The 23,079-nt window shown below is 46.3% G+C and carries 24 protein-coding genes; all 24 read left to right on the top strand.

Going from position 1 to position 23,079, the window contains the following annotated elements; genetic code table 11:
* The first annotated feature begins 22 nt into the window (after positions 1-22).
* The 24 genes from P8F77_RS12085 to P8F77_RS11970 all read left to right on the top strand — a co-directional run bounded on the left by P8F77_RS12085 (position 23) and on the right by P8F77_RS11970 (position 22,955).
* Positions 23-1,000 carry a rod shape-determining protein gene (locus P8F77_RS12085; RefSeq protein ID WP_148459067.1) on the top strand — a complete coding sequence of 326 codons (978 nt, stop codon included), beginning with the start codon at positions 23-25 and terminating at the stop codon, positions 998-1,000.
* A gap of 10 nt (positions 1,001-1,010) precedes the next feature.
* A complete protein-coding gene (mreC, locus tag P8F77_RS12080) occupies positions 1,011-1,877 on the top strand; it encodes a rod shape-determining protein MreC (protein ID WP_024727069.1) in 867 nt (288 codons plus the stop codon).
* Positions 1,878-1,886: 9 nt separating this feature from the next.
* Positions 1,887-2,405 carry a rod shape-determining protein MreD gene (gene mreD / locus P8F77_RS12075; protein WP_006565826.1) on the top strand — a complete coding sequence of 173 codons (519 nt, stop codon included), beginning with the start codon at positions 1,887-1,889 and terminating at the stop codon, positions 2,403-2,405.
* Positions 2,405-5,320 carry a penicillin-binding transpeptidase domain-containing protein gene (locus P8F77_RS12070; RefSeq protein WP_270430347.1) on the top strand — a complete coding sequence of 972 codons (2,916 nt, stop codon included), beginning with the start codon at positions 2,405-2,407 and terminating at the stop codon, positions 5,318-5,320. Before mreD ends, P8F77_RS12070 begins: the two co-directional genes overlap by 1 nt.
* Before the next feature lie 15 nt (positions 5,321-5,335).
* Positions 5,336-6,070, top strand: a complete 735-nt coding sequence (gene minC, locus P8F77_RS12065; protein ID WP_024727071.1) for a septum site-determining protein MinC — start codon at positions 5,336-5,338, stop codon at positions 6,068-6,070.
* Between the two features lie 20 nt (positions 6,071-6,090).
* The gene (gene minD, locus P8F77_RS12060) at positions 6,091-6,876 is read left to right on the top strand and encodes a septum site-determining protein MinD (protein ID WP_009290508.1); all 786 of its coding nucleotides are present in this window, start codon (positions 6,091-6,093) and stop codon (positions 6,874-6,876) included.
* Between the two features lie 15 nt (positions 6,877-6,891).
* Positions 6,892-7,158: a cell division topological specificity factor MinE gene (gene minE / locus P8F77_RS12055; RefSeq protein ID WP_009290509.1), complete on the top strand. Its 267-nt coding sequence runs from the start codon at positions 6,892-6,894 to the stop codon at positions 7,156-7,158.
* Positions 7,159-7,173: 15 nt separating this feature from the next.
* Complete coding sequence (locus tag P8F77_RS12050) at positions 7,174-8,289, top strand: FtsW/RodA/SpoVE family cell cycle protein (RefSeq protein WP_009290510.1); 1,116 nt, start codon at positions 7,174-7,176, stop codon at positions 8,287-8,289.
* A gap of 11 nt (positions 8,290-8,300) precedes the next feature.
* A complete protein-coding gene (locus tag P8F77_RS12045) occupies positions 8,301-8,696 on the top strand; it encodes a methylglyoxal synthase (protein WP_022261002.1) in 396 nt (131 codons plus the stop codon).
* Between the two features lie 63 nt (positions 8,697-8,759).
* Positions 8,760-9,737, top strand: coding sequence for a serine hydrolase (locus P8F77_RS12040; RefSeq protein WP_235824558.1), 978 nt, complete (start codon positions 8,760-8,762; stop codon positions 9,735-9,737).
* Between the two features lie 4 nt (positions 9,738-9,741).
* Positions 9,742-10,683, top strand: coding sequence for a TIGR01212 family radical SAM protein (locus P8F77_RS12035; protein WP_034549105.1), 942 nt, complete (start codon positions 9,742-9,744; stop codon positions 10,681-10,683).
* Entirely contained in the window at positions 10,684-12,048 is a 1,365-nt protein-coding gene (locus P8F77_RS12030; RefSeq protein WP_024727074.1) for an HlyD family efflux transporter periplasmic adaptor subunit, read from the top strand.
* Positions 12,049-12,066: 18 nt separating this feature from the next.
* Positions 12,067-12,759 carry a YggS family pyridoxal phosphate-dependent enzyme gene (locus P8F77_RS12025; protein ID WP_024727075.1) on the top strand — a complete coding sequence of 231 codons (693 nt, stop codon included), beginning with the start codon at positions 12,067-12,069 and terminating at the stop codon, positions 12,757-12,759.
* Between the two features lie 15 nt (positions 12,760-12,774).
* Positions 12,775-13,305: a cell division protein SepF gene (locus P8F77_RS12020; RefSeq protein ID WP_006565815.1), complete on the top strand. Its 531-nt coding sequence runs from the start codon at positions 12,775-12,777 to the stop codon at positions 13,303-13,305.
* Between the two features lie 3 nt (positions 13,306-13,308).
* A complete protein-coding gene (locus P8F77_RS12015; RefSeq protein ID WP_024727076.1) occupies positions 13,309-14,061 on the top strand; it encodes a YlmH/Sll1252 family protein in 753 nt (250 codons plus the stop codon).
* A gap of 10 nt (positions 14,062-14,071) precedes the next feature.
* On the top strand, positions 14,072-14,665 hold the full coding sequence (locus tag P8F77_RS12010; protein WP_024727077.1) for a DivIVA domain-containing protein: 594 nt from the start codon (positions 14,072-14,074) through the stop codon (positions 14,663-14,665).
* The gene (gene aroB, locus P8F77_RS12005) at positions 14,652-15,743 is read left to right on the top strand and encodes a 3-dehydroquinate synthase (protein WP_024727078.1); all 1,092 of its coding nucleotides are present in this window, start codon (positions 14,652-14,654) and stop codon (positions 15,741-15,743) included. Before P8F77_RS12010 ends, aroB begins: the two co-directional genes overlap by 14 nt.
* Positions 15,740-16,234, top strand: a complete 495-nt coding sequence (lspA, locus tag P8F77_RS12000; RefSeq protein WP_024727079.1) for a signal peptidase II — start codon at positions 15,740-15,742, stop codon at positions 16,232-16,234. Before aroB ends, lspA begins: the two co-directional genes overlap by 4 nt.
* A complete protein-coding gene (locus P8F77_RS11995) occupies positions 16,234-17,151 on the top strand; it encodes an RluA family pseudouridine synthase (RefSeq protein ID WP_024727080.1) in 918 nt (305 codons plus the stop codon). The genes lspA and P8F77_RS11995 overlap by 1 nt, the downstream gene beginning before the upstream one ends.
* A 15-nt stretch (positions 17,152-17,166) precedes the next feature.
* Complete coding sequence (gene proC / locus P8F77_RS11990) at positions 17,167-17,961, top strand: pyrroline-5-carboxylate reductase (RefSeq protein WP_024727081.1); 795 nt, start codon at positions 17,167-17,169, stop codon at positions 17,959-17,961.
* A 126-nt stretch (positions 17,962-18,087) separates the two neighbouring features.
* Positions 18,088-18,354 carry a 30S ribosomal protein S15 gene (gene rpsO / locus P8F77_RS11985; RefSeq protein ID WP_024727082.1) on the top strand — a complete coding sequence of 89 codons (267 nt, stop codon included), beginning with the start codon at positions 18,088-18,090 and terminating at the stop codon, positions 18,352-18,354.
* A 174-nt stretch (positions 18,355-18,528) separates the two neighbouring features.
* Complete coding sequence (locus tag P8F77_RS11980; RefSeq protein ID WP_024727083.1) at positions 18,529-20,616, top strand: polyribonucleotide nucleotidyltransferase; 2,088 nt, start codon at positions 18,529-18,531, stop codon at positions 20,614-20,616.
* An 8-nt stretch (positions 20,617-20,624) separates the two neighbouring features.
* Complete coding sequence (locus tag P8F77_RS11975; RefSeq protein ID WP_287517759.1) at positions 20,625-21,623, top strand: ABC transporter substrate-binding protein; 999 nt, start codon at positions 20,625-20,627, stop codon at positions 21,621-21,623.
* Between the two features lie 315 nt (positions 21,624-21,938).
* Positions 21,939-22,955 carry an ABC transporter substrate-binding protein gene (locus P8F77_RS11970; RefSeq protein ID WP_024727085.1) on the top strand — a complete coding sequence of 339 codons (1,017 nt, stop codon included), beginning with the start codon at positions 21,939-21,941 and terminating at the stop codon, positions 22,953-22,955.
* Positions 22,956-23,079: the final 124 nt, after the last annotated feature.

Genomic DNA, 23,079 nt, shown 5'->3' with positions numbered 1-23,079 from the left:
GGCGGTATGGAATGGAGTGCTTATGAAGAAGGGACTGATTGGAATCGAGCTGGGCTCTAAGAATCTTAGGATCTATTCGAAAGAAAAAGACCAGATTCTAAGGCTTAAAAATGTCATTGCCCTGACAGAAGATTCGGAGACAGCAGCAGTAGGAAACGAAGCGTTTTCAATGTATGAGAAAGAGCCACACCAGATACAGATCATTACGCCGATGGTCCACGGGGTGATCGGCGATTATACGAATATGCGCAGGCTTCTTGCGGAAATTCTCAGACGTTATCTGAGGAAGTTAAAAAAATATGAATTTTACATGGCTGTGCCGTCAGACATCACCGGCGTGGAGCGCAGAGCATTCTATGATCTGATGCTTGAGTCGTTCCGGTCGGTAAAAGAGGTCAGACTATGGCCAAAGCCGATGGCGGATGCCGTGGGACTGGGCATTGATGTAGGGGCCCCCTGCGGCAACATGGTCATCAATATGGGGGCCGACACGACCGAGATCTCCGTGATCTCCCTCGGGGGCATCGTGAGAAGCCGTCTGGTAAAGCAGGGAGGCAGCCAGATCGACCAGTGGATGATCTCAAAGCTAAAGAGAAACCACAATATTGAGATCGGGATGAAGAGCGCGGAGCGGTTAAAGCTTCTGTATTCCAGAAGGGAAGAAGAAGGGAAGCCTGCCTATGTAAAAGGCAGAGACCTTGTCAGCGGGCTTCCAAAGAAGATCCAGGTTCCGGGAGATCTGGCAGAAGAAAAGGTAAGAAGCTATGTCAACGACATCATTATCGAGGCCAAAGCCATGTTGGAGGTGATTCCTCCGGAACTGGCATCGGATATCATGGTGGAGGGCATTTATCTGTCAGGGGGAAGTTCCTCCTTTCAGAAGATTCCGGAATGGATGGAAGATGCCATCGGCATTCATATCCGCCCCGGGGAACAGCCGGAGGAGAGTGTTGTCCGAGGCTTGAAGACGATCATGAACAAAGATTGCAAATACCAGTGAGGAAAGAGAAATGAAATTTCAGAAGAAAAATATGCGTTCAAGGCATTACCTGTTTATTTTTGTGGGAGTGTGCTTTTTGTTAATCGGGATCAGTGTTTTTGCGGGGGGCGTGCTGTCTCCGGTCAAAGCATTGGCCACAGGAATTTTAAGTCCTATGCAGAAAGGGATTAATTCCATTGGGAACGGTATTTTTTCCTGGAATGAAAATATAAAGACCAAGGAACAGCTGAAAGAAGATAACAAAGTTCTTCAGGAGAAGATCGATTCCCTGAAGATGCAGAATCGGATTCTGTCGCAGGACCAGATAGAGCTTGAGCGTCTCCAGGAACTTCTGAAGCTCAAAGCAAAATATAAAAAATACAGTACGGTCGGGGCCAGAGTTATCAGTAAGGGCTCCGGCAACTGGTTTGAAATCTTCGCCATCGACAAAGGAAGCAAAGACGGCATTAAGAAAAACATGAATGTGATCGCGGACAACGGGCTGGTGGGCATCGTATACGATGTGTCCGATCATTATGCGAAGGTGCGGACGATCATCAATGACACCAGCATGGTCAGCGCCATGTTTTTGAAGACAAAGGACTCCTGCATCGTCAGGGGAAGTCTGAGTACGATGTCTGACGGCTACCTGGAAGTCGTATATATTGATAAGACCGCAAAGGTCAAAGAAGGCGACGAGCTGGTGACCTCATATTTGAGTTCTAAATTTGTGGAAGGGCTCTCCATTGGAAAAGTATCCGATATCAAACTGGATTCCACAAAGCTTACAAAGACCGCAAAGGTCACACCGATCGTGGATTTCAAGCATTTAAAGGAAGTCCTGGTGATCACAGACCTGAAAGAAAATGTCAACCTGGATGAAAAGACAAAAGAATAGGCAGGTGGGATGATGAGACTGAAAAGGACTTTATTTTATATTCTATCTGTGATTTTTTGCTTTCTTCTGCAGACATCGGTGTTTCAGTTTTTAAAGCTTGCCGATGTCATGCCGAATGTTCTGCTGATCCTCACTGTGACCCTGGGATTGATCAGGGGAAAGAAAGCAGGGATCGGCATCGGATTTTCCTGCGGTCTGCTGATCGATATATTTTTCGGTGACGTTCTCGGGCAGTATGCCCTTCTTTATTTGCTCATCGGCTATATCAACGGATGTTTCAACTCTTTCTTTTATGAAGACGACGTCCTTCTGCCGTTCGGGCTTTTAGTCATCAATACCCTGGCTTACAGCTTTGCAATTTTTTTCTTTTTCTTTGCACTGAGAGGAAGATTTGCATTTTTCAGTTACTTAAAAGATATTATGATACCGGAAGCAGTCTATACAGGGCTGATCGCTCTGCCGCTGTATAAACTTCTTCTGTTCATCGACGTACGCATCAGCGATTCAGAAAAAAGGAGCATGTTCTAGTGTTTAGAAAGTTACAAAACCGGGTTGAAAAATTATTGGCAAACAGGCTTCTGGCAATGGCTGTTTTATTCACAGTGCTTTTTCTTGTACTCGTCTGCCGGCTGTTTGTCATTCAGATTGTTCAGGGGCAGTCACATAAAGAAGACTTCACCTACAAAGTAGAAAAGACCGTCAAGACTTCCGGTACGAGGGGAAATATCTATGACTGCAACGGAAAACTTCTGGCTTACAACAAAATGGTCTATACAGTCAATTTTCAGAATGACAATAAATTCAAAACGTTAGCCCAGGAAAACGATACATCTGAGAATTATGAAAAAAATAAGGTGATTTATGAAGTGATCAAGATCTTAGAGAAGAACAAAGATTCCTTCAAGAGCGATATCCCGATCGAGATCACAGGAAACGGCACATTCCGCTTTACGGAGAAAGGCTCCAGACTGGAACGGTTCAAGAGGGAGGCATTCGGCATCGGGACAGATACCAAGGGTCTTTCCAAGGAGCGTTTAAAGCTCCGTCAGCAGCAGCTTAATGCCAGTGCGGAGGAAGTCTTTGAGTACTTAAGAAACGGGACTATGGGAAGTCCCGGAGTCGGGAAAATGTTTGACATTGATGAGAAGTATTCAGACAAAGATGCTTTAAAGATCATGTCTGTCCGATACAGCGCCTACTTAAGCCGTTATTCACAATATATGAAGGTGACCTTTGCCACAGAGGTGAGCAGCAGGAGCATCGCGGAGATCGAAGAGCGTTCCAATGAACTTACCGGGATCGACGTGAGTACCAAGTCCATCCGGGTTTATAAAAACAGTGAGGCCATGTCTCATGTAATCGGCTATACCGGTACAATCAATACCGAGGAACTTGATGACTATAATAAGGGAAAAAAAGAAAGTGACAAGGACTATTATGCGATGGACGACGCGGTCGGAAAGGCGGGCATTGAAAAAGAACTGGAGTCTTATCTGCACGGCAGCAGCGGAAGCCAGACCATGATCGTCAACAATATAGGAAAGATCGTAAAGACGACCAAGACGGAAAAGGCAGGAACAGGAAACAACGTAGTCCTGTCGATCGACAGTGATCTTCAGGAATATGCATATAACCTGTTAGAAAGAAGGATTACAGGCATCGTTCTGTCCAAACTCACCACCTCTGATTCCAAGGGTGACCGGAGCAATATAAGGATTCCGATCAAAGACGTCTACTATTCACTGATCGGAAACAGTATTGTGGATATCACGGACCTGAACGGAGAGCGTGCAAACTCTTACGAAAAGAGCATGTATAAAAAGATTCAGAGCCTCAAAAAGGACAGTATCAAAACGATTCGGAAGAATCTTACAGGCAGTACAAAGGCCTACAAAGACGAGAGTGAGGAAAAGCAGAATTATGCTGACTACGTGTATAAGATGCTTTCCAGGAAAAAAGTTTTCCTAACCGGCTCCGTCGACACGAAGGACAAGACATATCTCAGGTGGAAAGATGAAAAGATCGGCCTGGGTGAGTTCCTTAAATATGCCATCAATAAAGAATGGATCGATATTTCCATGCTGGATCTGCCGTCCAAATACAGTGATACAGAGCAGATCTTTGACGCGCTTGTGTCCTATGTTGAAGAACAGCTTCAGAAGGATGATGAATTTGATCTGACAGTATGTGAACAAAAGCTCGGAACCGGTGAACTCAGTGGAAGGTCTGTATGTCTGCTTTTGTACGAGCAGGGAGTCCTGAATAAGAAAAAAGACGCGGGGACCTATCAGAGTCTGAAAAACGGTTCCCTGGATGCCTACTCCTTCATACGGCAGAAGCTGTCAAAAAGAGAAATCACGCCGGCCCAGCTCGGCCTGGACCCGTGTTCCGGCTCCATTGTGATCACAGATCCCGACACGGGAAAAGTAAAAGCCATGGTCAGTTATCCGGGATATGACAGCAATAAGCTGTCCAATGGAATCGACAACGACTACTACCGCCAGCTGTCCAATTCCACGGCGACGCCTCTTTATAATCAGGTGCTGAATCACAGAACGGCTCCGGGGTCCACCTTCAAGCCTTTATCTGCGATCACCGCCCTGAATGAGGGAACGATTTCCACAGGCACCCAGATACAGTGTACCGGCGTGTTTGACAAGATCAGTCCCGCGGCCCATTGCTGGATTTATCCCAACGGAAGGCACGGCTACAATAATGTGGCCGGGGCATTAGAAGTCTCTTGTAATTGCTTCTTTTATGAGGTAGGATATGACTTAGGAATGACAGGGGCATCTTACAGCAGCAAGAAAGGCCTGGAGGCCCTGAAAAAATATGCGACCAAGGTCGGCCTGAATAAAAAGTCCGGTATTGAGCTGAGCGAGATGGCTCCGCATATTTCAGACGAAACCTCTGTGCGTTCTGCCATCGGACAGGGCACGAACAGTTTCACGCCGAGCCAGATTTCCAACTACGTGACGACGCTGTCAAATAAGGGAACCGTCTACGACCTGAGTATTTTAGACAAAGTTACCACTTCGGGCGGAAAGACGGTGAAAAAATACGGTGTCAAGAAGAAGAGCAAACTCACTCTGAATGATGACTCTTACTGGGATGCGGTCTGGTCCGGCATGCGCAGGGTTGTTTCCGGAAAGAAAGGCGCTGTGACCAGCATATTCAAAGGGCTTAATGTGAAAGTGGCGGGCAAGACAGGAACCGCACAGGAAGATAAAAAGAGGCCGAACCATGCGCTGTTCATATCTTTCGGTCCCTATGAAGACCCGGAGATCACGGTCACTGCAGTCATCCCTTACGGATATACGTCATCCAATGCGGCAGCCGCAGCGAAGGATCTCTACAAGTATTATTTTGCAAATGATAAAGAGAAGGCGAAATTAAGGAAGGACAAGAAAGTAATTTCTGCGGCCGGTTCAGTATCCGATTAAGAGAGGTGAAAATATATGAAAGAACCAGTATTGTTGAAAGGAAACAATTTTGGTTTGACGATTGTCCTGGATGACAAGATAGAGTTTGAAGAACTGCTGGCGATTATCGCGAGAAAGTTTGTGGAAGCCGCGAAGTTTTTCAACACCAAAACTCAGGTTGTATTAAAAATCGAAGGAAGGGTTTTAAGCGTGGAGGAAACGGAGCGGGTTTTGGAAACGATCACAGAGAACAGCTCCCTCTCCATCGCCTATGTGATGGAAGGGGACCAGGTTCTGGAAACCAAATTTAAACAGCTGATCGAGGAGAGAGCCATCAGGCTGAAAGAGTCCAGGAGCGAATCCCGTTTAAAAAGCGGAGGAGTCTCCTTCGGACAATTTTACCAGGGGACTTTAAGATCCGGACAGAGTCTGGAATCCGATGCCAGTGTGGTAGTCATCGGGGATGTGAATCCCGGAGCTACCGTGAAGGCAAAGGGCAATATCGTCGTACTGGGGTGTGTAAAAGGCTATGTGTTTGCAGGAGTGGACGGGAATGACAAGGCTTTCATCGCTGCCCTTGAGATGAAGCCGATGCAGATCCGGATCGGCAGCTATATTGCGAGATCATCCGATCAGGTATCTGCAAAGAAGCGGCTGTTTGGGAAAAAAGCAAAGCAAGGCGACGAGGAAGCCAAGATTGCATTTGTAGAGGATGAAAATATTTACATAGAACCTATATCAAAATCACTTCTGAATGAAATTACAGCTTAAAACAATGGAGGAAGAAAACAATGAGTGAAGTAATCGTAATCACATCAGGAAAAGGCGGCGTTGGGAAAACAACCACGACGGCCAACGTAGGAACCGGTCTGGCAAAAGAAGGGAAAAAGGTCGTACTGATCGACACGGACATCGGTCTCAGGAATCTGGATGTGGTCATGGGGCTGGAAAACAGGATTGTCTATAATCTTGTCGATGTGGTAGAGGGAAACTGCAGGATCAAACAGGCGATGATCAAGGACAAAAAATATCCGGATCTTTATCTTCTGCCTTCTGCACAGACAAGGGATAAATCTTCTGTGAGTCCTGAGCAGATGAAAAAAGTTGTGGATGAGCTGAAAGAAGAGTTTGACTATATCCTTCTGGACTGCCCGGCAGGGATCGAACAGGGATTCCAGAATGCCATCGCAGGAGCAGACCGCGCACTGATCGTGACGACTCCGGAGGTATCTGCGATCCGTGATGCAGACCGGATCATCGGACTTTTGGAGGCCAACGATATACATAAGATCGATTTAGTCATCAACAGGATCCGTATGGACATGGTAAAAAGAGGGGACATGCTGTCAAAGGATGATGTCCTGGATATCCTGGCAATCGATCTGATCGGCGTTGTGCCGGACGATGAAAACATTGTCGTATCTACAAACCAGGGGGAACCTCTTGTGGGCAGCGACAGTATGGCAGGAAAAGCTTATATGAACATCTGTAAGAGGGTTATGGGACAAGAAGTACCGTTTTTGGATTTGGATACCAAATCATTCTTCGAGAAACTTGCCGGCATTTTTAAGAAATAGTCAAGGAGGAGAAGAATGGGTTTGTTTGATAGCTTTTTTAAAAAGAAAAATTCCGCTGATGAAGCAAGGGACCGGCTGAAGCTTTTGCTGGTATCTGACCGTTCCAACTGTTCTCCGGAAACTATGGAACTGATCAAAAATGACATCATCAAGGTGATCTCAAAATATATGGAGATCGATCCGCAGGGATTGGATATTCAGATTACTCAGAACGACGAAGAACACAGCGGACCGGCGCTGTTTGCGAATATCCCGATCCGGGAAATGAAAAAGAAAAAATAGACATGGAGTGATAAAATGCTTAGAAACTACCGACTGCAAAACTACAATATAAAGCTGGTTCTCAATGTATTGGTGCTGGCCACATTAGGAATTATTTTTATCCACAGCGCAAATCCGTCTTTTGTGATGAAACAGGGCTTGGGTCTGATCCTTTGTTTTGCGGTCATGGCAGTAGTTTCTCTGATCGATTATCAGACGTGGCTTCGGAGTTCCAATCTGCTCTATATCATCAATCTTTTGTTGCTGATAGGCGTTAAGCTGTTTGGAAAAGACGTAAACGGGGCAAAGCGCTGGTTTTCACTGGGGCCCCTGGGGACGCTTCAGCCGTCAGAGCTCAGCAAGATCGTGATGATCATTGTCATCGCAGATTTCGTAGTTCGCCACGAGGACGATCTGAACGAACCGAAAGTATTGGGGAAACTTGCACTTTTATGTGCACCGCCGCTGTATCTGATTCTGAAACAGCCGAATCTGTCCACGACACTGGATATCGTTTTTATCATTCTTGCCATCGTCTTTGTGGGAGGATTAAGCTCTAAGCTGATCCTGAGAGTTTTGATCATAGGGATTCCTCTTTTTGCAGTGTTTATATGGTATGTCCAGACACCGGGACAGATTCTTTTAGAGTCTCATCAGGTGGCGCGGATCATGTCCTTTTTAAACCCGGCTGCCTATGCGGATTCTACGGCACTGCAGACAGCCAACTCTGTTATGGCCATCGGGTCCGGAGGTTTGTTCGGAAAGGGATTCGGATCAAATACGATCTCTGATGTCTCTGCCAGCGATGTAAATCTGGTGTCAGAACGCCAGACAGACTTTATTTTTTCTGTGGTTGGAGAAGAGTTCGGGTTTTTAGGGTGTCTTGTTGTGATCGGCCTGCTGGTTCTTTTAGTAGCCCAGTGCCTGAATGTGGCCCGGAAAGCCGATAATGGAGCAGCCAAAATGGTAGCTGTGGGCGTGTCTGCCTATATGGGATTCCAGTCCTTTATCAACATAGGAGTTGCCACAGGGACTTTGCCCAATACAGGACTTCCGCTGCCGTTTATCAGCTATGGCCTGAGTTCACTCTTGTCGGCATCCATTGCGATCGGCCTGATGCTGAATATTTATCTTCAACGCAAAAAATATTAGGAGGAACCGTTATGAATGTAGGATTAATTGCGCACGATGCGAAAAAAATGCTGATGCAGAACCTCTGCATTGCTTATCAGGATATTTTAAGACGGCATACGCTGTACGCCACAGCCACCACGGGAAAGGTGATCGAGGAAGTGACAAACCTGACGATCCATAAGCTTCAGGTGGGACATTTCGGCGGCATGCATCAGATCGGGGCGTTGATCGAAAACAATGAAATGGATCTTCTTATCTTTCTGCAGGATCCGGACAACAAGCAGAGGACACAGGGCTTCTATGATGTACTGAACCTTTGTGACAAACACAACATCCCGTGTGCCACCAATCTGCCGACGGCAGAGGCTCTGATTATGGCCCTGGACCGGGGGGATCTGGACTGGAGAGAGATGTATACTCAATAGGCTGTCACATGACAGTCTTTCTTTTCATTTCTTAGGACATTTGCTTGAAATCAGGAGGACAGAATGAAAAAACGAATTTTATGTATATGTATGACGGCAGTATTGCTCGTTTCTCTGACCGGGTGCAGCGCGGCGGATACATTGACGCAGCTTTCCGTCACTTATGAAAAACATCTGGAGCAGAACCAGGATGAGCTTAGAACGGAGACTCTGGGGGATAACTGGAAGTCGAAAGGAGCCTATGTAGGCGTTATATCCAGGGAGGATGCCGACACAGAGCAGTATTCCGGAGTGAAAGAGGCGCTGCTCGTCAACAATACGACAAATCAGGTGCTCGTTGCGCAGAAGGTATTTGACAAGGCCTACCCTGCGAGTATCACAAAGATCATGACTGCCCTTCTGGTCCTGGAAAACTGCAGTCTTGATGATGTTGTGACCATTGACCGGGATATCACCTTCGATGACCCGGCAGCAGTGAGCCTTCATCTGAAAAAGGGCGACAAGATCACGGTGGAAGCACTTTTAAACGGACTGATCGTCATGTCTGCCAACGATACTGCCATTGCTTTGGGAAGAAAGGTGGCCGGAAGCGATAAAAAGTTTGTGGCGATGATGAATAAGAGAGCCCGTGAGCTGGGAGCTACCAATACAAATTTTCAGAATCCAAACGGCCTTCATTTGAAGAATCATTATACGACTGCGTATGACCTGTACCTGATCTTCCAGGAACTGGTGAAACATAATGAATTTTTATCCATTGCAGGAAAGGCGAGCAGTTATATAGAATATACGAACCAGAAGAACAAGCTGCAGGCATTTGATATGGCAGCGACCAATCAGTACCTGCTGGGCAATTACAATCTTCCTCACAAAGTGTTTATGCTGGGAGGAAAGACGGGGACAACGGGAGAAGCCGGTTCCTGTCTGATCATTCTCACGAAAAACGAGGAGGGGGAAGAATTTATCTCTGTCATCTTAAAGGCTTCCAGCAAACAGACTCTATATCACACGATGACAGAAGTACTGAAAAAGGAAAATTAAGAAGATGGAACGCTACAACACTTACTCGGCACATTTGAAGAAGAGATTCGGTGAGAAAGTATATAAACTCCCGGTCAATCTCCCGGTGACCTGTCCGAACCGGATAGAAGGCAGAGGCTGCAGTTTCTGTGCCGGAGTCGGGACCGGCTTTGAAGCCATGTCTGAAACAGTGCCCGTAAAGGACCAGCTGAATAGAACAAAAGCTTATATCGGCAAACGGTACGGGGCAAAAAAGTTTTTAGCTTATTTTCAGAATTACACGAACACATTTCTGCCCCTTGGGGAATTTCGCGACTATGTGCTGGAAGCACTGGAGGAAGAAGATATTGTGGGGATCTCAATATCCACCAGACCCGACTGTATCCGGAAAGATTATCTGGAATTTTTAAATGAGATACAAAAGGAGCGGGGAGCCGCTGTGACCATGGAATTCGGACTTCAGACGGTCAATTACCATACTCTGAGGAAGATCAAAAGGGGCCATACTCTGGCAGAGTATTTGAATGCGGTCCTTCTCACGGCACCCTACGGGTTTGAGATCTGCACTCATGTCATTCTGAATCTGCCCGGAGATACAGCCGAAGATGCAGTGGAGACAGCCAGGGTGATCTCTGCCCTGCCTGTGTCTGTGGTCAAAGCCCATTCTCTTTATATTCCGAAGAACTCCGTATTGTATGAAGAATACAGGGATGGTAAAATATCTTTATGCACAAAAGAAGAATACATAAACCGGCTGACAGAGTTTGTGGCTAACCTGAGAGAAGATATTGTCATCGAGAGGCTGTTCAGCAGAGTGCCTGAGGAAGATGCCGTATTTTCAAACTGGGGAGTCAGCTGGTGGAAGCTAAAGGATCTGTTTGAGGAAACAATGAAACAAAAAGGATATGTCCAGGGATGCAGATGTGATTATTTAGACGGGGCAGCTTTGAGGCGCTGGAGGATATAGATGGCTAGAAAAAAATCGAGATGGAATATCGGGACTATCGTTTTTCTTGTCCTGCTGATCTATGTTCTGATCAATGTAATGATCTTCGTAGGCAAGGAAAAGCTGACGGTTTATAAAGTGACAGAAGATAAAATTTTATCGACATATTCCCTCACCGGAATCGCCCTCAGGAACGAGAAACTTTTGAAGGCCGAAGATGACGGTTATATTACATATTATACGGAAGAGGGAAAGAGGGTCAAAAAGTCCGGCATGCTCTATGTTTTGGACAAGAACGGTAAGGTCCAGAAAGAGTTTGCCAATCAGGTGGAAGAGATGAAGGGAAGAGGAGATATCCAGGAGAATACCAGGATTAAAAACCGGCTTTCCGAGTTTAAATCAATCTACTCGGACAAGGATTTTGAAGATGTCTATGACTTGAAATATGACCTGAAAAATGCTGTGCTGGGCATTAATGAAAAATCTTTGAAGAAGGTCATGGAACAGGTGAAAGAACAGGTTGGGGATGCGTCGTTTTCTACCAGAAGGAGCAGTATAAGCGGCATTGCAAGCTTTTATTCGGATTCCTTCGACGGCAGGGAGGCAGGCCAGATTAAAGCGAGTGATTTTGAGAGAGAAAATTACAGGGTCACAAAACTGAATTCTACAGACAAAGTGAAAAAAGGGGACACCGTATGCAGAGTGACGAAAAATGAGAAATGGACACTGACGGTACTTCTTGATAAAGAACAGTATACCAGCCTTAAAGGCAGAAAGACCGTAACCGTGAAATTCGTGGATGACCAGATGAAAGCAGAGGCCGGCGTTGAGACCGAAAAAAAAGAAGACGGCTATTTTGCCTATCTGTCTCTGGACCAATATCTGATCCGTTACATCGGAGAGCGGTATGTGGATATCGATCTGCTCCTGGATACTTACCAGGGACTTAAAATTCCGGATTCTGCGATTGTCTCAAAACAGTTTTATCAGGTTCCGGTCAAGTACATTACAAAGGGCAATAACGGAGCAAGCGAGGGCTTCAGTGTCAGAACCACGTCCAAGGACGGAAATGTCAAGGTAGAACAAAAAGAATTTAAGATTTATAAGAAGACAAAGAATTACTGTTATCTGAATCCGGAAGAGGTGGAGGAAGGCACTACCTTTGAGGCAATGGACGCCGGTGACCGCTTTACCGTAGGAGAAAAGAAGAGACTGAAAGGAGTCTACTGCACGAATCAGGGCTATGCTGATTTCCGTCCGGTACAGGTTATTGTAAATAAAGACGGATATACCATAGTACAGACAGATACGTTAAACGGTATTCGACTGTATGACTTTGTTGTTCTCGACAGCAAAGCGATCAAGGAAAACCAGATCATATATTAAAGTTAGGAAGTGTGTGATATGTTAATCGATCAGTACAATCTAGTGAAAGAAAATGTAAAGGCTGCCTGTGAAAAGGTGGGGAGAGATCCGGAAGAGGTTACTGTGATTGCGGTCAGCAAGACAAAACCTCTGTCTATGATCGAGGAGCTTATGGACTGCGGGGTCATGGATTTCGGGGAAAACAAGGTCCAGGAGATCATGAAGAAATATGAGGAGATCAAGTCTCCGGTGCGCTGGCATATGATCGGCCATTTCCAGACAAATAAAGTGAAATATATCGTGGATAAGGTGGCGCTGGTCCACTCTGTGGATTCTATAAAGCTGGCAAGACAGATCAGCAAAGAAGCCTTAAAACACAAGATCCAGGTGCCGGTACTGATTCAAGTGAACCTGGCAAGGGAAAAGACAAAATCCGGCTTTATGGAAGAAGATCTCTACAGTGCGCTGGAAGAAATTTCTAGCCTTCCGGGCGTTTTTGTGCAGGGACTCATGCAGATCGCACCATTCGTGGAAAATCCAGAAAATAACCGGGTATATTTCAGAAGGATGCGGCAATTATTTGTTGACATCAAAGAGAAAAACTTTGATAATATAGCTATGAACATCCTTTCCATGGGTATGACGAATGATTATCAGGTTGCGGTGGAAGAAGGCTCTACCATGGTACGGGTAGGAACAGGTATTTTTGGGGAAAGAGACTACAATAAATAGTGGAGGATAAAGAGCATGGGTGCAGTGGATAAGCTGTTGAATTTTATGAAACTTACGGAAGATGAAGAATATGATGAATACGACGAATACGAAGAGGAAGAAGAAGAACCGGATACAGAACGGCGCTCATTCTTCCGGAAAAAAGACACTGTCAGAGAAGAGTCAAATGTGATTGAACCGATCACATATACGAGCAGAGAAACGAAAGATCCGAAACCCCGCCGCTTCGGCTCCGGAAAAGTAGTATCCATGAACGGACACGGTGTAGAAGTTTACGTGATCAAGCCTCAGGACTTTGCAGAGGCCCAGACGGCAGCAGATCTTCTGAAAGAAGGCAAGACAGTTGTCATCAACTTAGAAGGAGTTGAGCTGACGGTTGCCCAGAGAAGCATCGACTTTGTGGGCGGAGCGACCTATGCGATTGACGGCTCCCTTCAGGCTGTTTCCAACAATATTTTTATTGCGGCACCGGACAGCATTGAGGTCAATGGAGATTTAAGAAGTGAGATCATGAATGAAAATATCATCTCACCTCAGCTAAAATAAGCCATGGACGAGCAGCTGTTTAAAAAGCGACTGGAAGAATTGGCTCAGACTGCATTTATGAATTCAGTGTATACCCATACACCGTTTTTGTCGGAGAGGGAACAGAGCCTCTTTCATGAGATGAGACAGGATCTTTCTTTTGCAGACGCATCACTTTATGGCGGCCATGAAGATTATGACCGCTGTATTATTGTGTTCGGCTCAGAAGAGATGTTTGGATATGAAGGTGAGATTCCATTGGCATGTGCCAAAATCTCGCCTCTTTTTAAAAAGTTTGCAGAAACGCTCACCCACAGGGACTACCTTGGCGCTCTCATGAACCTGGGGATTGAGAGAAGCCAGATCGGTGATATCTTAGTTTCGGATGGGGAGGCTTATGTTTTCTGTTTCAGACATATGGCTGAATTTCTGTGCCGGGAACTTACAAAGGTCAGGAATACACAGGTGGAAACCGTCCAGATGGATTTTAAGGACATTCATTACTGCCAGGAATATATTACAAAAGATGGATTTGTGTCTTCCCCAAGGCTGGATGCGCTTGTGGGGCTGGCTTTCGGCCTCTCGAGGAGCAAGGCTCTTTCATTATTTCAGAGTCAGAAAGTATTCATCCGAGGAAAAATGGAGACAAGGAACAGTTACCAGGCAAAACCAGAAGACGTCATATCTGTCCGGGGATTCGGCAAATTCCGGTTTCAGAAACTGGGAAGAGAGACGAAGAAGGGCAGATTTCACGTAAAGCTGCAAATTTATAAATAGGAGGATGCACATGATTACACCAATCGAGTTATTAGGTAAGGAACTGAAAAGAGGATTTGGCTATAAAGCTATTGAAGTCGATGAATTTCTCGAAGAAGTGGCCAGAGATTACGAGAAAGTTTACAAAGAAAACAACGAGCTGAAAGAGAGAGTCTCAGCCCTTACAGAGAATCTGAATCATTACCGTGTCATCGAAGAGTCATTAAAAAAGGCACTGGTGCTTGCGGAGGAAACTTCCAAGGAGACGATCGCAAATGCCGACAAGGCGGCCAAAGCCATGGAAGAGCAGGCAGAGATGGAAGCCAGGGAGATCCTTGAAAAAGCCAGAAGAGAAGCCGAGGATTTTGCAAGGCAGGCGAGAGAGGCATTTGACAAAGAAAACCAGGAAAAGCTGGGAGAGATCGCGTCTCTGGAAAAACAGATCAACAAATTGACTGGGGATTATGTGTCATACAAATCCAGAATGATGCAGTTTATCAACGGGCAGCTGGATTATCTGAAGAACCCGGTATATGATCTGGAGATCTCCAAAAAAGAGAAAGAAGAGACAGAAGAGACAGAGGCAGCGGCTGCTGAGGAGCCTGATTATGATGGAAGAGAGTAAGCTTAGCGTCAGGGAACAGGGGAAAAAGATATATGATATTTATTTCAGGGACTCTTTTGATGACCTGACAGAGGCACTCTCTGATGCTGGCCTATTAAACAGAAAAGTGTGCATTGTGACAGAGAGCAATGTAGCACCGCTCTATTTAAAAGAGTTGTATGACTTGTTAGGCCCTGTCTGCACGAAAGTGACCACATTCAGCTTCAGTGCGGGAGAAGCCCACAAACAGCTGAAGACCGTGGAACATTTATACGAGCAGCTGATCCGGAATCATTTTGACCGGAAGGACCTGATTGTGGCTCTGGGCGGCGGTGTGGCAGGAGATATGGCCGGGTTTGCCGCAGCGACTTATTTAAGAGGGATCGATTTCATTCAGATTCCGACGACTCTGCTTTCTCAGGTGGACAGCAGCATCGGAGGAAAGACCGGCGTAGATTTTATCCAATACAAAAATATGATCGGTGCTTTTCACCAGCCCAAGCTGGTCTATATCAATGTCAACACATTAAAGAGTCTTCCAAAGAGGGAGTATTTGTCCGGAATGGCAGAGGTGGTAAAGCACGGACTGATCAAAGATCAGGAGTATTACCGCTGGATCAGAGACCATAAAAAACAGATCCTCTCGAAAGATCCGGATACAATGCTTGAGATGATCCGAAAAAGCTGTGATATCAAACGGCGGGTCGTGGAGGAAGATCCGAAAGAGCAGGGAGAGCGTGCCCTTTTAAATTTTGGACATACACTGGGCCACGCAGTGGAGACTCTGATGGATTTTTCCCTGCTTCACGGAGAGTGTGTGGCGGCCGGGTGCAGGCTCGCTCTGAAGCTTTCCAGAAACCGCAGGATGTTATCTGAAAAAGAGACAGAGGAAGCATGTGCATTGTTTGATGCCTTTTCTCTGGATCAAAGGTTTGACAGGCTGACGCCGGAGCGGATCATAGAGACAACAAAGTCTGACAAGAAGATGGCAGGAGGACATATCCGTTTTATTCTTTTAAAAAGGATCGGGGAGGCCTGCATTGACCTCACGGTCAGCGACAAAGAAATGATGGAAGTATTAGAGGAAGAGCTGAGATGAAGCAGATAAAAGTATTCGCCGCGATCGTAATTTTTCTGGCTGCAGACCAGATTTCTAAGGCAGCGGCGGTGATGTCCCTGAAAGGGAGAGAAGGGATTTCAATCCTGAAAGATATATTTGAACTTCAGTATGTGGAAAACAGGGGGGCGGCTTTTGGGATTTTACAAAATCAGCAATGGCTGTTTTTTGTCATCACAGTGCTTGCTGTGGCGCTGCTTACATTTGCTTATTCTAAGCTGCCGGATGAGAAAAAATACCGCCCGCTCCGCTTTTGCTACGTTTTTTTATGTGCCGGAGCCGTCGGCAATCTTATAGACAGAATTTTCAGGGGGTATGTGGTGGACTTTTTCTATTTTAAACCGATCAATTTTCCTGTGTTCAACGTAGCTGACATCTATGTGACAGTATCTATGACAGTGCTGTTTTTTCTCATTCTCATTTACTATAAAGAAGACGATTTTGCATTTTTAGAAAAAAGGAAACAGGTCTGATGGAACAATGGAGACAATTTACAGTTTCGCAGAAAGAGGCCGGCAGCAGACTGGATGTCTGTCTGGCCGGAAGGTTCCCGGAATTTACCAGATCCTATTTGCAGAAACTTTGCAGGGATTCAGCGGTGCTGGTAGATGACGCGGAAAAAAAGAGCAATCATAAAGTCCGGGAGGGTGAACAGGTCATTTTGAAGGTTCCGAAGCCGACCGAGCTCTCCATAAGGCCTGAAAAAATGGATCTGGACATTGTCTATGAAGACCGGGATATCATCCTGGTTAATAAACCGAAGGATATGGTAGTTCATCCGGCGCCGGGCCACTATGAGGGCACTCTGGTCAACGGGCTGATGGAACACTGCAGGGATGAGCTGTCAGGGATCAATGGGGTACTGCGCCCCGGCATCGTCCACAGGATCGATAAGGATACCACAGGAATTCTCATCGTCTGCAAAAATGATATGGCTCACCAGTGTCTTGCAGAACAGCTGAAGGATCACACGATTACAAGGCGTTACCATGCCATTGTTTATCACAATATAAAAGAAGAATCAGGAACGGTGGATGCACCGATCGCAAGAAGCAGAAAAGACCGGAAGAAGATGGCGATAGACCGGGAGACAGGCAGGAGAGCAGTCACTCATTACCGGGTGCTGGGACGCCTGAAAGAAGGTTTTACCTACATCGAATGCAGTCTGGAGACGGGAAGGACCCATCAGATCCGGGTGCATATGGCATCCATAGGCCATCCGCTTTTGGGCGACACCGTCTATGGTCCGAAAAAGTCAAGGTATTCCCTTGACGGGCAGTGCCTTCACGCCAAAGTCCTCGGATTTGTCCATCCGAGGACGAAGGAATACATGGAGTTTGAGGTGGGGCTTCCTGCATACTTTGAAGAGCTTTTAAAACGTTTAGGTTAAAGAAAGGAAATCAGCATGGAAATTGGATTTATAGGGTGCGGAAATATGGCGAAGGCCATGATTTCGGGAATTCTTGCAGAAGGCACATATACAAAAGACGAGATTATTGCTTCCGGGCCTTCTGAGGACAAAATGGATCAGATCTCAGAACAGCTCGGCATAACAACAACAGCAGACAACATAAAAGCGGCGAAGAATTCAAGGATCATTGTTTTGTCCGTAAAACCGCAGATGTATGATAAGGTAATCCGGGAGATCCGGGACGAGGTCGGCAAAGACCAGATCGTTGTCACCATTGCGGCAGGGCTTTCTATGGAGACTGTGGAGCGGAGCTTCGGAAAAGAGACAAAAATTATCCGCACCATGCCGAATACACCGGCTCTGGTAGGAGAAGGCATGACCGGCATGTGTATGAATCCATATGTTGAGGAGGAAGAAGCCCGGGAAGTCCGGAAGATTTTTGAAAGTTTCGGGAAGGTAGAAATCGTGGATGAAAAGCTCATTGACGCGGTAGTAGGTGTCAGCGGAAGTTCACCAGCCTACGTCTATATGTTTATCGAGGCGCTGGCAGACGCTGCGGTGCTCGGAGGGATTCCGAGAGAAAAAGCATATACCTTTGCGGCTCAGGCAGTGCTGGGAAGTGCCAAAATGGTCCTCGAGACAAAAGACCATCCGGGTAAATTAAAAGATGCGGTGTGTTCTCCGGCGGGAACGACGATCGAAGCCGTGAGAGTCCTGGAACAAAAAGGTCTCAGAAGTGCTGTCATGGAAGCGGCCAGCGCGGCTGTGGAAGTGAGCAGAAATATGTAAATGATCCTTTACAAGGAAATTTTTCTGTGATATACTCATCGAGTTGACCGGTACTCAGATTTCGGACATCTCCGACCAAGTCTTAGTATCTGGCGGCTATTTTATATAATTTAAGGAGGAAACAAAATGATTTCATCAGAAAAGAAAAAACAGATCGTTGCAGAATTCGGAAGGAATGCCAATGACACCGGTTCACCGGAAGTACAGATCGCGATCCTTACAGCAAGGATTGAAGAACTTCAGGAGCATTTTGATATGCACAAGAAGGATCACCATTCCAGAAGAGGTCTGTTAAAGATGGTAGGTAAGAGACGTAATCTTTTAGCATACTTAAAGAATAAGGATGTTGCAAGATACCGTGCGCTGATCGAAAGACTCGGACTGAGAAAATAGCAGAATTATGGGGACAGGAATTCAAATTCCTGTCTTCTTTTTTTCATGCAGTTGTGATACAATAAAAAAGTTGTGAAAGACGTATTCCGAGACTACTAAGGAGCCCATAGGCTGTGCTGTGGACCGCTTAGTTGTTTCGGCGTCTTTTAAATATCGTTTTAAGGAGAATTAAACATGGTAAAAAAATTTAGTATGGAACTTGCAGGCCGCACTTTAACTGTAGAAGTAGGACGTGTGGCGGCACAGGCAAACGGTGCGGCATTTATGCACTACGGAGATACAGTTGTCCTCTCGACAGCTACGGCTTCCGACAAACCGAGAGACGGGATTGATTTCTTTCCGCTGAGTGTCGAGTATGAAGAAAAACAGTATGCAGTAGGTAAAATCCCGGGAGGATTTTTAAAGAGAGAGGCAAGGCCTTCTGAGAATGCAATCCTTACGGACCGCGTGATCGACCGGCCGATGCGTCCTCTGTTTCCGAAGGATTACAGAAATGACGTACTGCTGGACAACCTTGTCATGTCCGTAGACCCGGACTGCAGCCCGGAACTCACCGCAATGCTCGGATCTGCTATCGCGACATGCATTTCTGACATTCCTTTCGACGGACCTACTGCATCCACTATGGTTGGACTGATCGAAGGAGAGTTTATCATCAATCCGACTGCGGCCCAGAAAGAAGTATCCGAGATGGCACTGACCGTGGCGTCTACGAGAGATAAGGTCATCATGATTGAGGCCGGAGCCAATGAAGTGCCGGAAGACGTAATGATCGAGGCGATCTTTAAAGCGCATGAGGTAAATAAAGAGATTATCGCATTCATCGACACTATTGTGGCAGAATGCGGCAAAGAAAAGCATGAATATGAGCACCATGAAATCGATCAGGAGATGTATGAGGACATGGTTTCCTTTATCACACCGGAAGCCATGGAAGAAGCGGTCTTCACTGACGAAAAACAGGTGAGGGAAGAAAATATCCGCGGCATTGAAGAAAAATTAGCGGAGCGCTATGCCGATAACGAAGAGTGGCTGTCCCAGATCGGGGAGGCTGTGTATACTTTCCAGAAAAAGACAGTGAGAAAAATGATCTTAAAAGATAAAAAGCGTCCGGACGGAAGGGATATCACGGAGATCCGCCATCTGGCGGCAGAGGTTGACTGTCTGCCGAGAGTCCATGGTTCTGCACTGTTCCAGAGAGGACAGACCCAGGTTATGACTGTGACCACTCTAGGCTCTCTTTCAGAAGCTCAGAGACTGGACGGCATGGATCAGGACGAGACGAGCAAGCGCTATATGCACCACTATAATTTCCCTTCCTACTCAGTAGGAGAGACAAGACCGAGCAGAGGTCCGGGACGAAGAGAGATCGGACACGGAGCTTTGGCAGAACGTGCACTGATACCGGTGCTTCCGACAGAAGAAGAGTTCCCGTATGCGATCCGTACCGTGTCTGAGATCATGGAATCCAACGGTTCCACATCCCAGGGAAGCATCTGTGCATCCTCTCTGTCACTGATGGCAGCAGGTGTGCCGGTGAAGGCACCGGTTGCCGGTATTTCTGTAGGATTGGTGACAGGAGACAGCGACGATGATTATCTGATCCTCACCGATATCCAGGGTCTGGAGGACTTTTTCGGTGACATGGACTTTAAGGTGGCAGGAACCGATAAGGGAATCACAGCGATCCAGATGGATATCAAGATCCACGGACTCACAGACCAGATCATCCGTGAAGCGATCGCAAGGACAAAAGAAGCAAGAACCTATATTCTTCACGAGGTCATGAATCCGGTCATCGGAGAGGCGAGAGACCATGTAGGAAAATATGCGCCTAAGATCTCCCAGTACACCATTGATCCGGAGAAGATTTCCGAAGTCATCGGCAAACAGGGCAAGACGATCAACGCCATTATTGATGAGACCGGCGTAAAGATCGATATCGACGAGTCCGGAAGAGTGGACATTTTGAGCGAAGACCAGGAGATGATCGACAAAGCCATCGGCATCATCAAGTCCATCGTAGAGCCGCTGAATGTAGGAGATATCTATGAGGGCGAGGTTGTCAGGATCATGCAGTTCGGTGCCTTTGTACAGGTTTCACCGAACAAAGACGGACTGATCCATATTTCCAAGCTTGCCAAAGAGCGTGTGGAGAAAGTGGAAGATGTGGTCAACATTGGGGACCGCGTAGCCGTCAAAGTACTGGAAATTGACAAGATGGGCAGAATCAACTTAAAACTGGAAGAAAAATTATCATAGGGTAGAATATGAGACGAAAAGCACAAGCGTTTGGCATCCTGGCAGTGTTTGCGGCTGTGATGGCTTTTACAGGATGTGCAAACAAAAAGTCAGATAATGTAAAGCGAATCGGAATTCTGCAGCTGGTAGAACACGATGCGTTAAATGACGCCAGAAAAGGATTTATTGACGGTCTGAAAGAAGACGGATACGTGGACGGCAAAAATATTGAGATTCAGTATAAAAATGCCCAGAATGATCAGTCCAACTGTCAGACCATCGCCTCCCAGTTTGTCGGAAACCGGAGTGATCTTGTGCTGGCCATTGCAACACCGGCGGCACAGGCCATGGCTACGGAGACGAAGGATATTCCGATCCTGGCCACGGCAGTGACAGACCACCAGGCAGCCAAGCTGGTAAAGGATAATAAAAAACCGGATACAAATGTGTCGGGAACTTCTGACATGGCTCCGGTGAAAGAACAGATCGGGCTGATTAAAAAGCTGATGCCAGAAGCAAAAAAAGCTGCGTTTTTATATTGTTCGGCGGAAGCAAATTCTGTGCTCCAGGTAAAACAGGCCCGTTCGGCAGCTAAGACACAGGGATTTCAGACGATGGACGCAACGGTGTCGGAATCCAGTGAAATCCGGCAGGTTGTGGAGTCTTTAAAAGGCAGGGCAGACGTGATCTACGTGCCGACTGACAATATCATCTCCGCCAGCATGAATACCGTCACCATGGTGGCCAATGAGGCTAAAATTCCCGTGATCGTCGGAGAGGAAGCTCTCTGCACGGGAGGCGGGCTTGCCACATACGGCATCAATTACTACCGGCTCGGAAAGCAGACCGCAAAACAGGCAGAAGATATACTGGAAGGCAAAAAAAAGGTTTCTGAATTGCCGATAGGATACCAGGATCAGTATGACTTGATCATCAATGAAGACCAGGTAAAAAAACTGGGGATCCGGGTCCCGCACGAACTGAAAAAAACAGCTAAGTTCGTTAAAACACAGAATAAGAGTAAATAAGCGACTGCTCCGGGAGACCGGGGCAGTTTTTTGCTTCTTAGGGGAAAACTTTCATGCATCAGCGTGACAAGGTCTTTTTCTAAGAAACAAAAAACGCTCCGCAGGTTGTGCACAGATGCGTAAGGATATCATTTGACTGCGTCAAATCGCATCTGGCACGCAAAGTTGTCAAGCCCCTTAAAGAATGAGAGTTGAAGAGATGAGATGGGCTTGCCTACTTTGTTCTTTGCTTGACAATGAGGAACGGCAGTGTTATAATTTAGCACATAAAAGCGTTGAAGTGCTGACGCAACAACAAGGACGGAGGACAGAGTTATGAGTTTAAAAAAGTTTATGGCAGTGGGACTTGCAGCCGTGATGAGTGCAGCGCTACTCTCCGGATGCGGGGGAAGTGACAAGAAAGACGAGGCAAAAAAGGAACAAAAGAAAATCGGTGTTGTGCAGCTTACTGAGCACGCAGCTTTAGATGCGGCTTACAAAGGCTTTAAAGAAGGCCTTGCAGATGCCGGATATAAAGACGGAGATAAGATCAAGATTGAATATAAGAATGCTCAGAATGAGCAGTCCAATTGTCAGACCATCGCATCTCAGTTTGTCAATGACAAGTGTGACCTGGTATTGGCGATCGCCACACCTGCGGCCCAGGCTATGGCGAATGAGTCAAAGGATATTCCGATCCTGGTGACAGCCGTGACGGATCCGGCTGCATCTAAGCTTGTAAAGAGCAATGATGAGCCAGGCAACAACGTTTCCGGAACTTCAGACCTGACACCGGTGAAAAAGCAGATGGAACTCTTAAAACAAATGCTTCCGAAGACGAAGAAAGTGGCTATGTTATACTGCTCAGCAGAAGCAAACTCAAAGATCCAGATCGCTATGGCAAAGAAAGAGGCAAAGAAGTTAGGATTTGAGACCATGGACGCCACAGTGTCCGAATCAAGCGAGATCCGCCAGGTAGTGGAATCTCTGAAGGGGAAAGCGGATGCCATCTATGCGCCGACAGACAACCTGATCGCAGCCGGAATGAACACTGTATCTATGGTAGCCAACGAAGCCAAGATCCCTGTCATCGTAGGAGAGGAAGGTATGTGTACCGGCGGAGGCCTTGCTACATACGGAATCAATTACTATGAACTCGGAAAACAGACCGCTGCACAGGCAGTCAAGATCTTAGAAGGCAAAGCAGAGATAAAGACAATGCCAATCGAATATCAGAGCAATGCTGACTTGATCATCAACAAAGATACCGTAAAGAAGCTGGGAATCAAAGTTCCGAAAAACTTAGAGAAAAAGGCCAAGATGGTGACAACGATCACAGAAAAGAAAAAATAAATGCACCGTCCTGAATGATGGGTACAAAACTGTCTTCTTTCGTTAATTGAAAGAAGACAGTTTTTTTATTTCATAGGGAAGGTCGCAAAACTTCCCTAATGAAATAAAAAAGTACTTCGTGCAG

The sequence above is a fragment of the Anaerostipes sp. PC18 genome, assembly GCF_039789045.1.
GTDB classification, from domain to species: Bacteria; Bacillota; Clostridia; order Lachnospirales; family Lachnospiraceae; genus Anaerostipes; species Anaerostipes hominis.
This window is presented reverse-complemented; position numbering and strand designations above follow the sequence as displayed.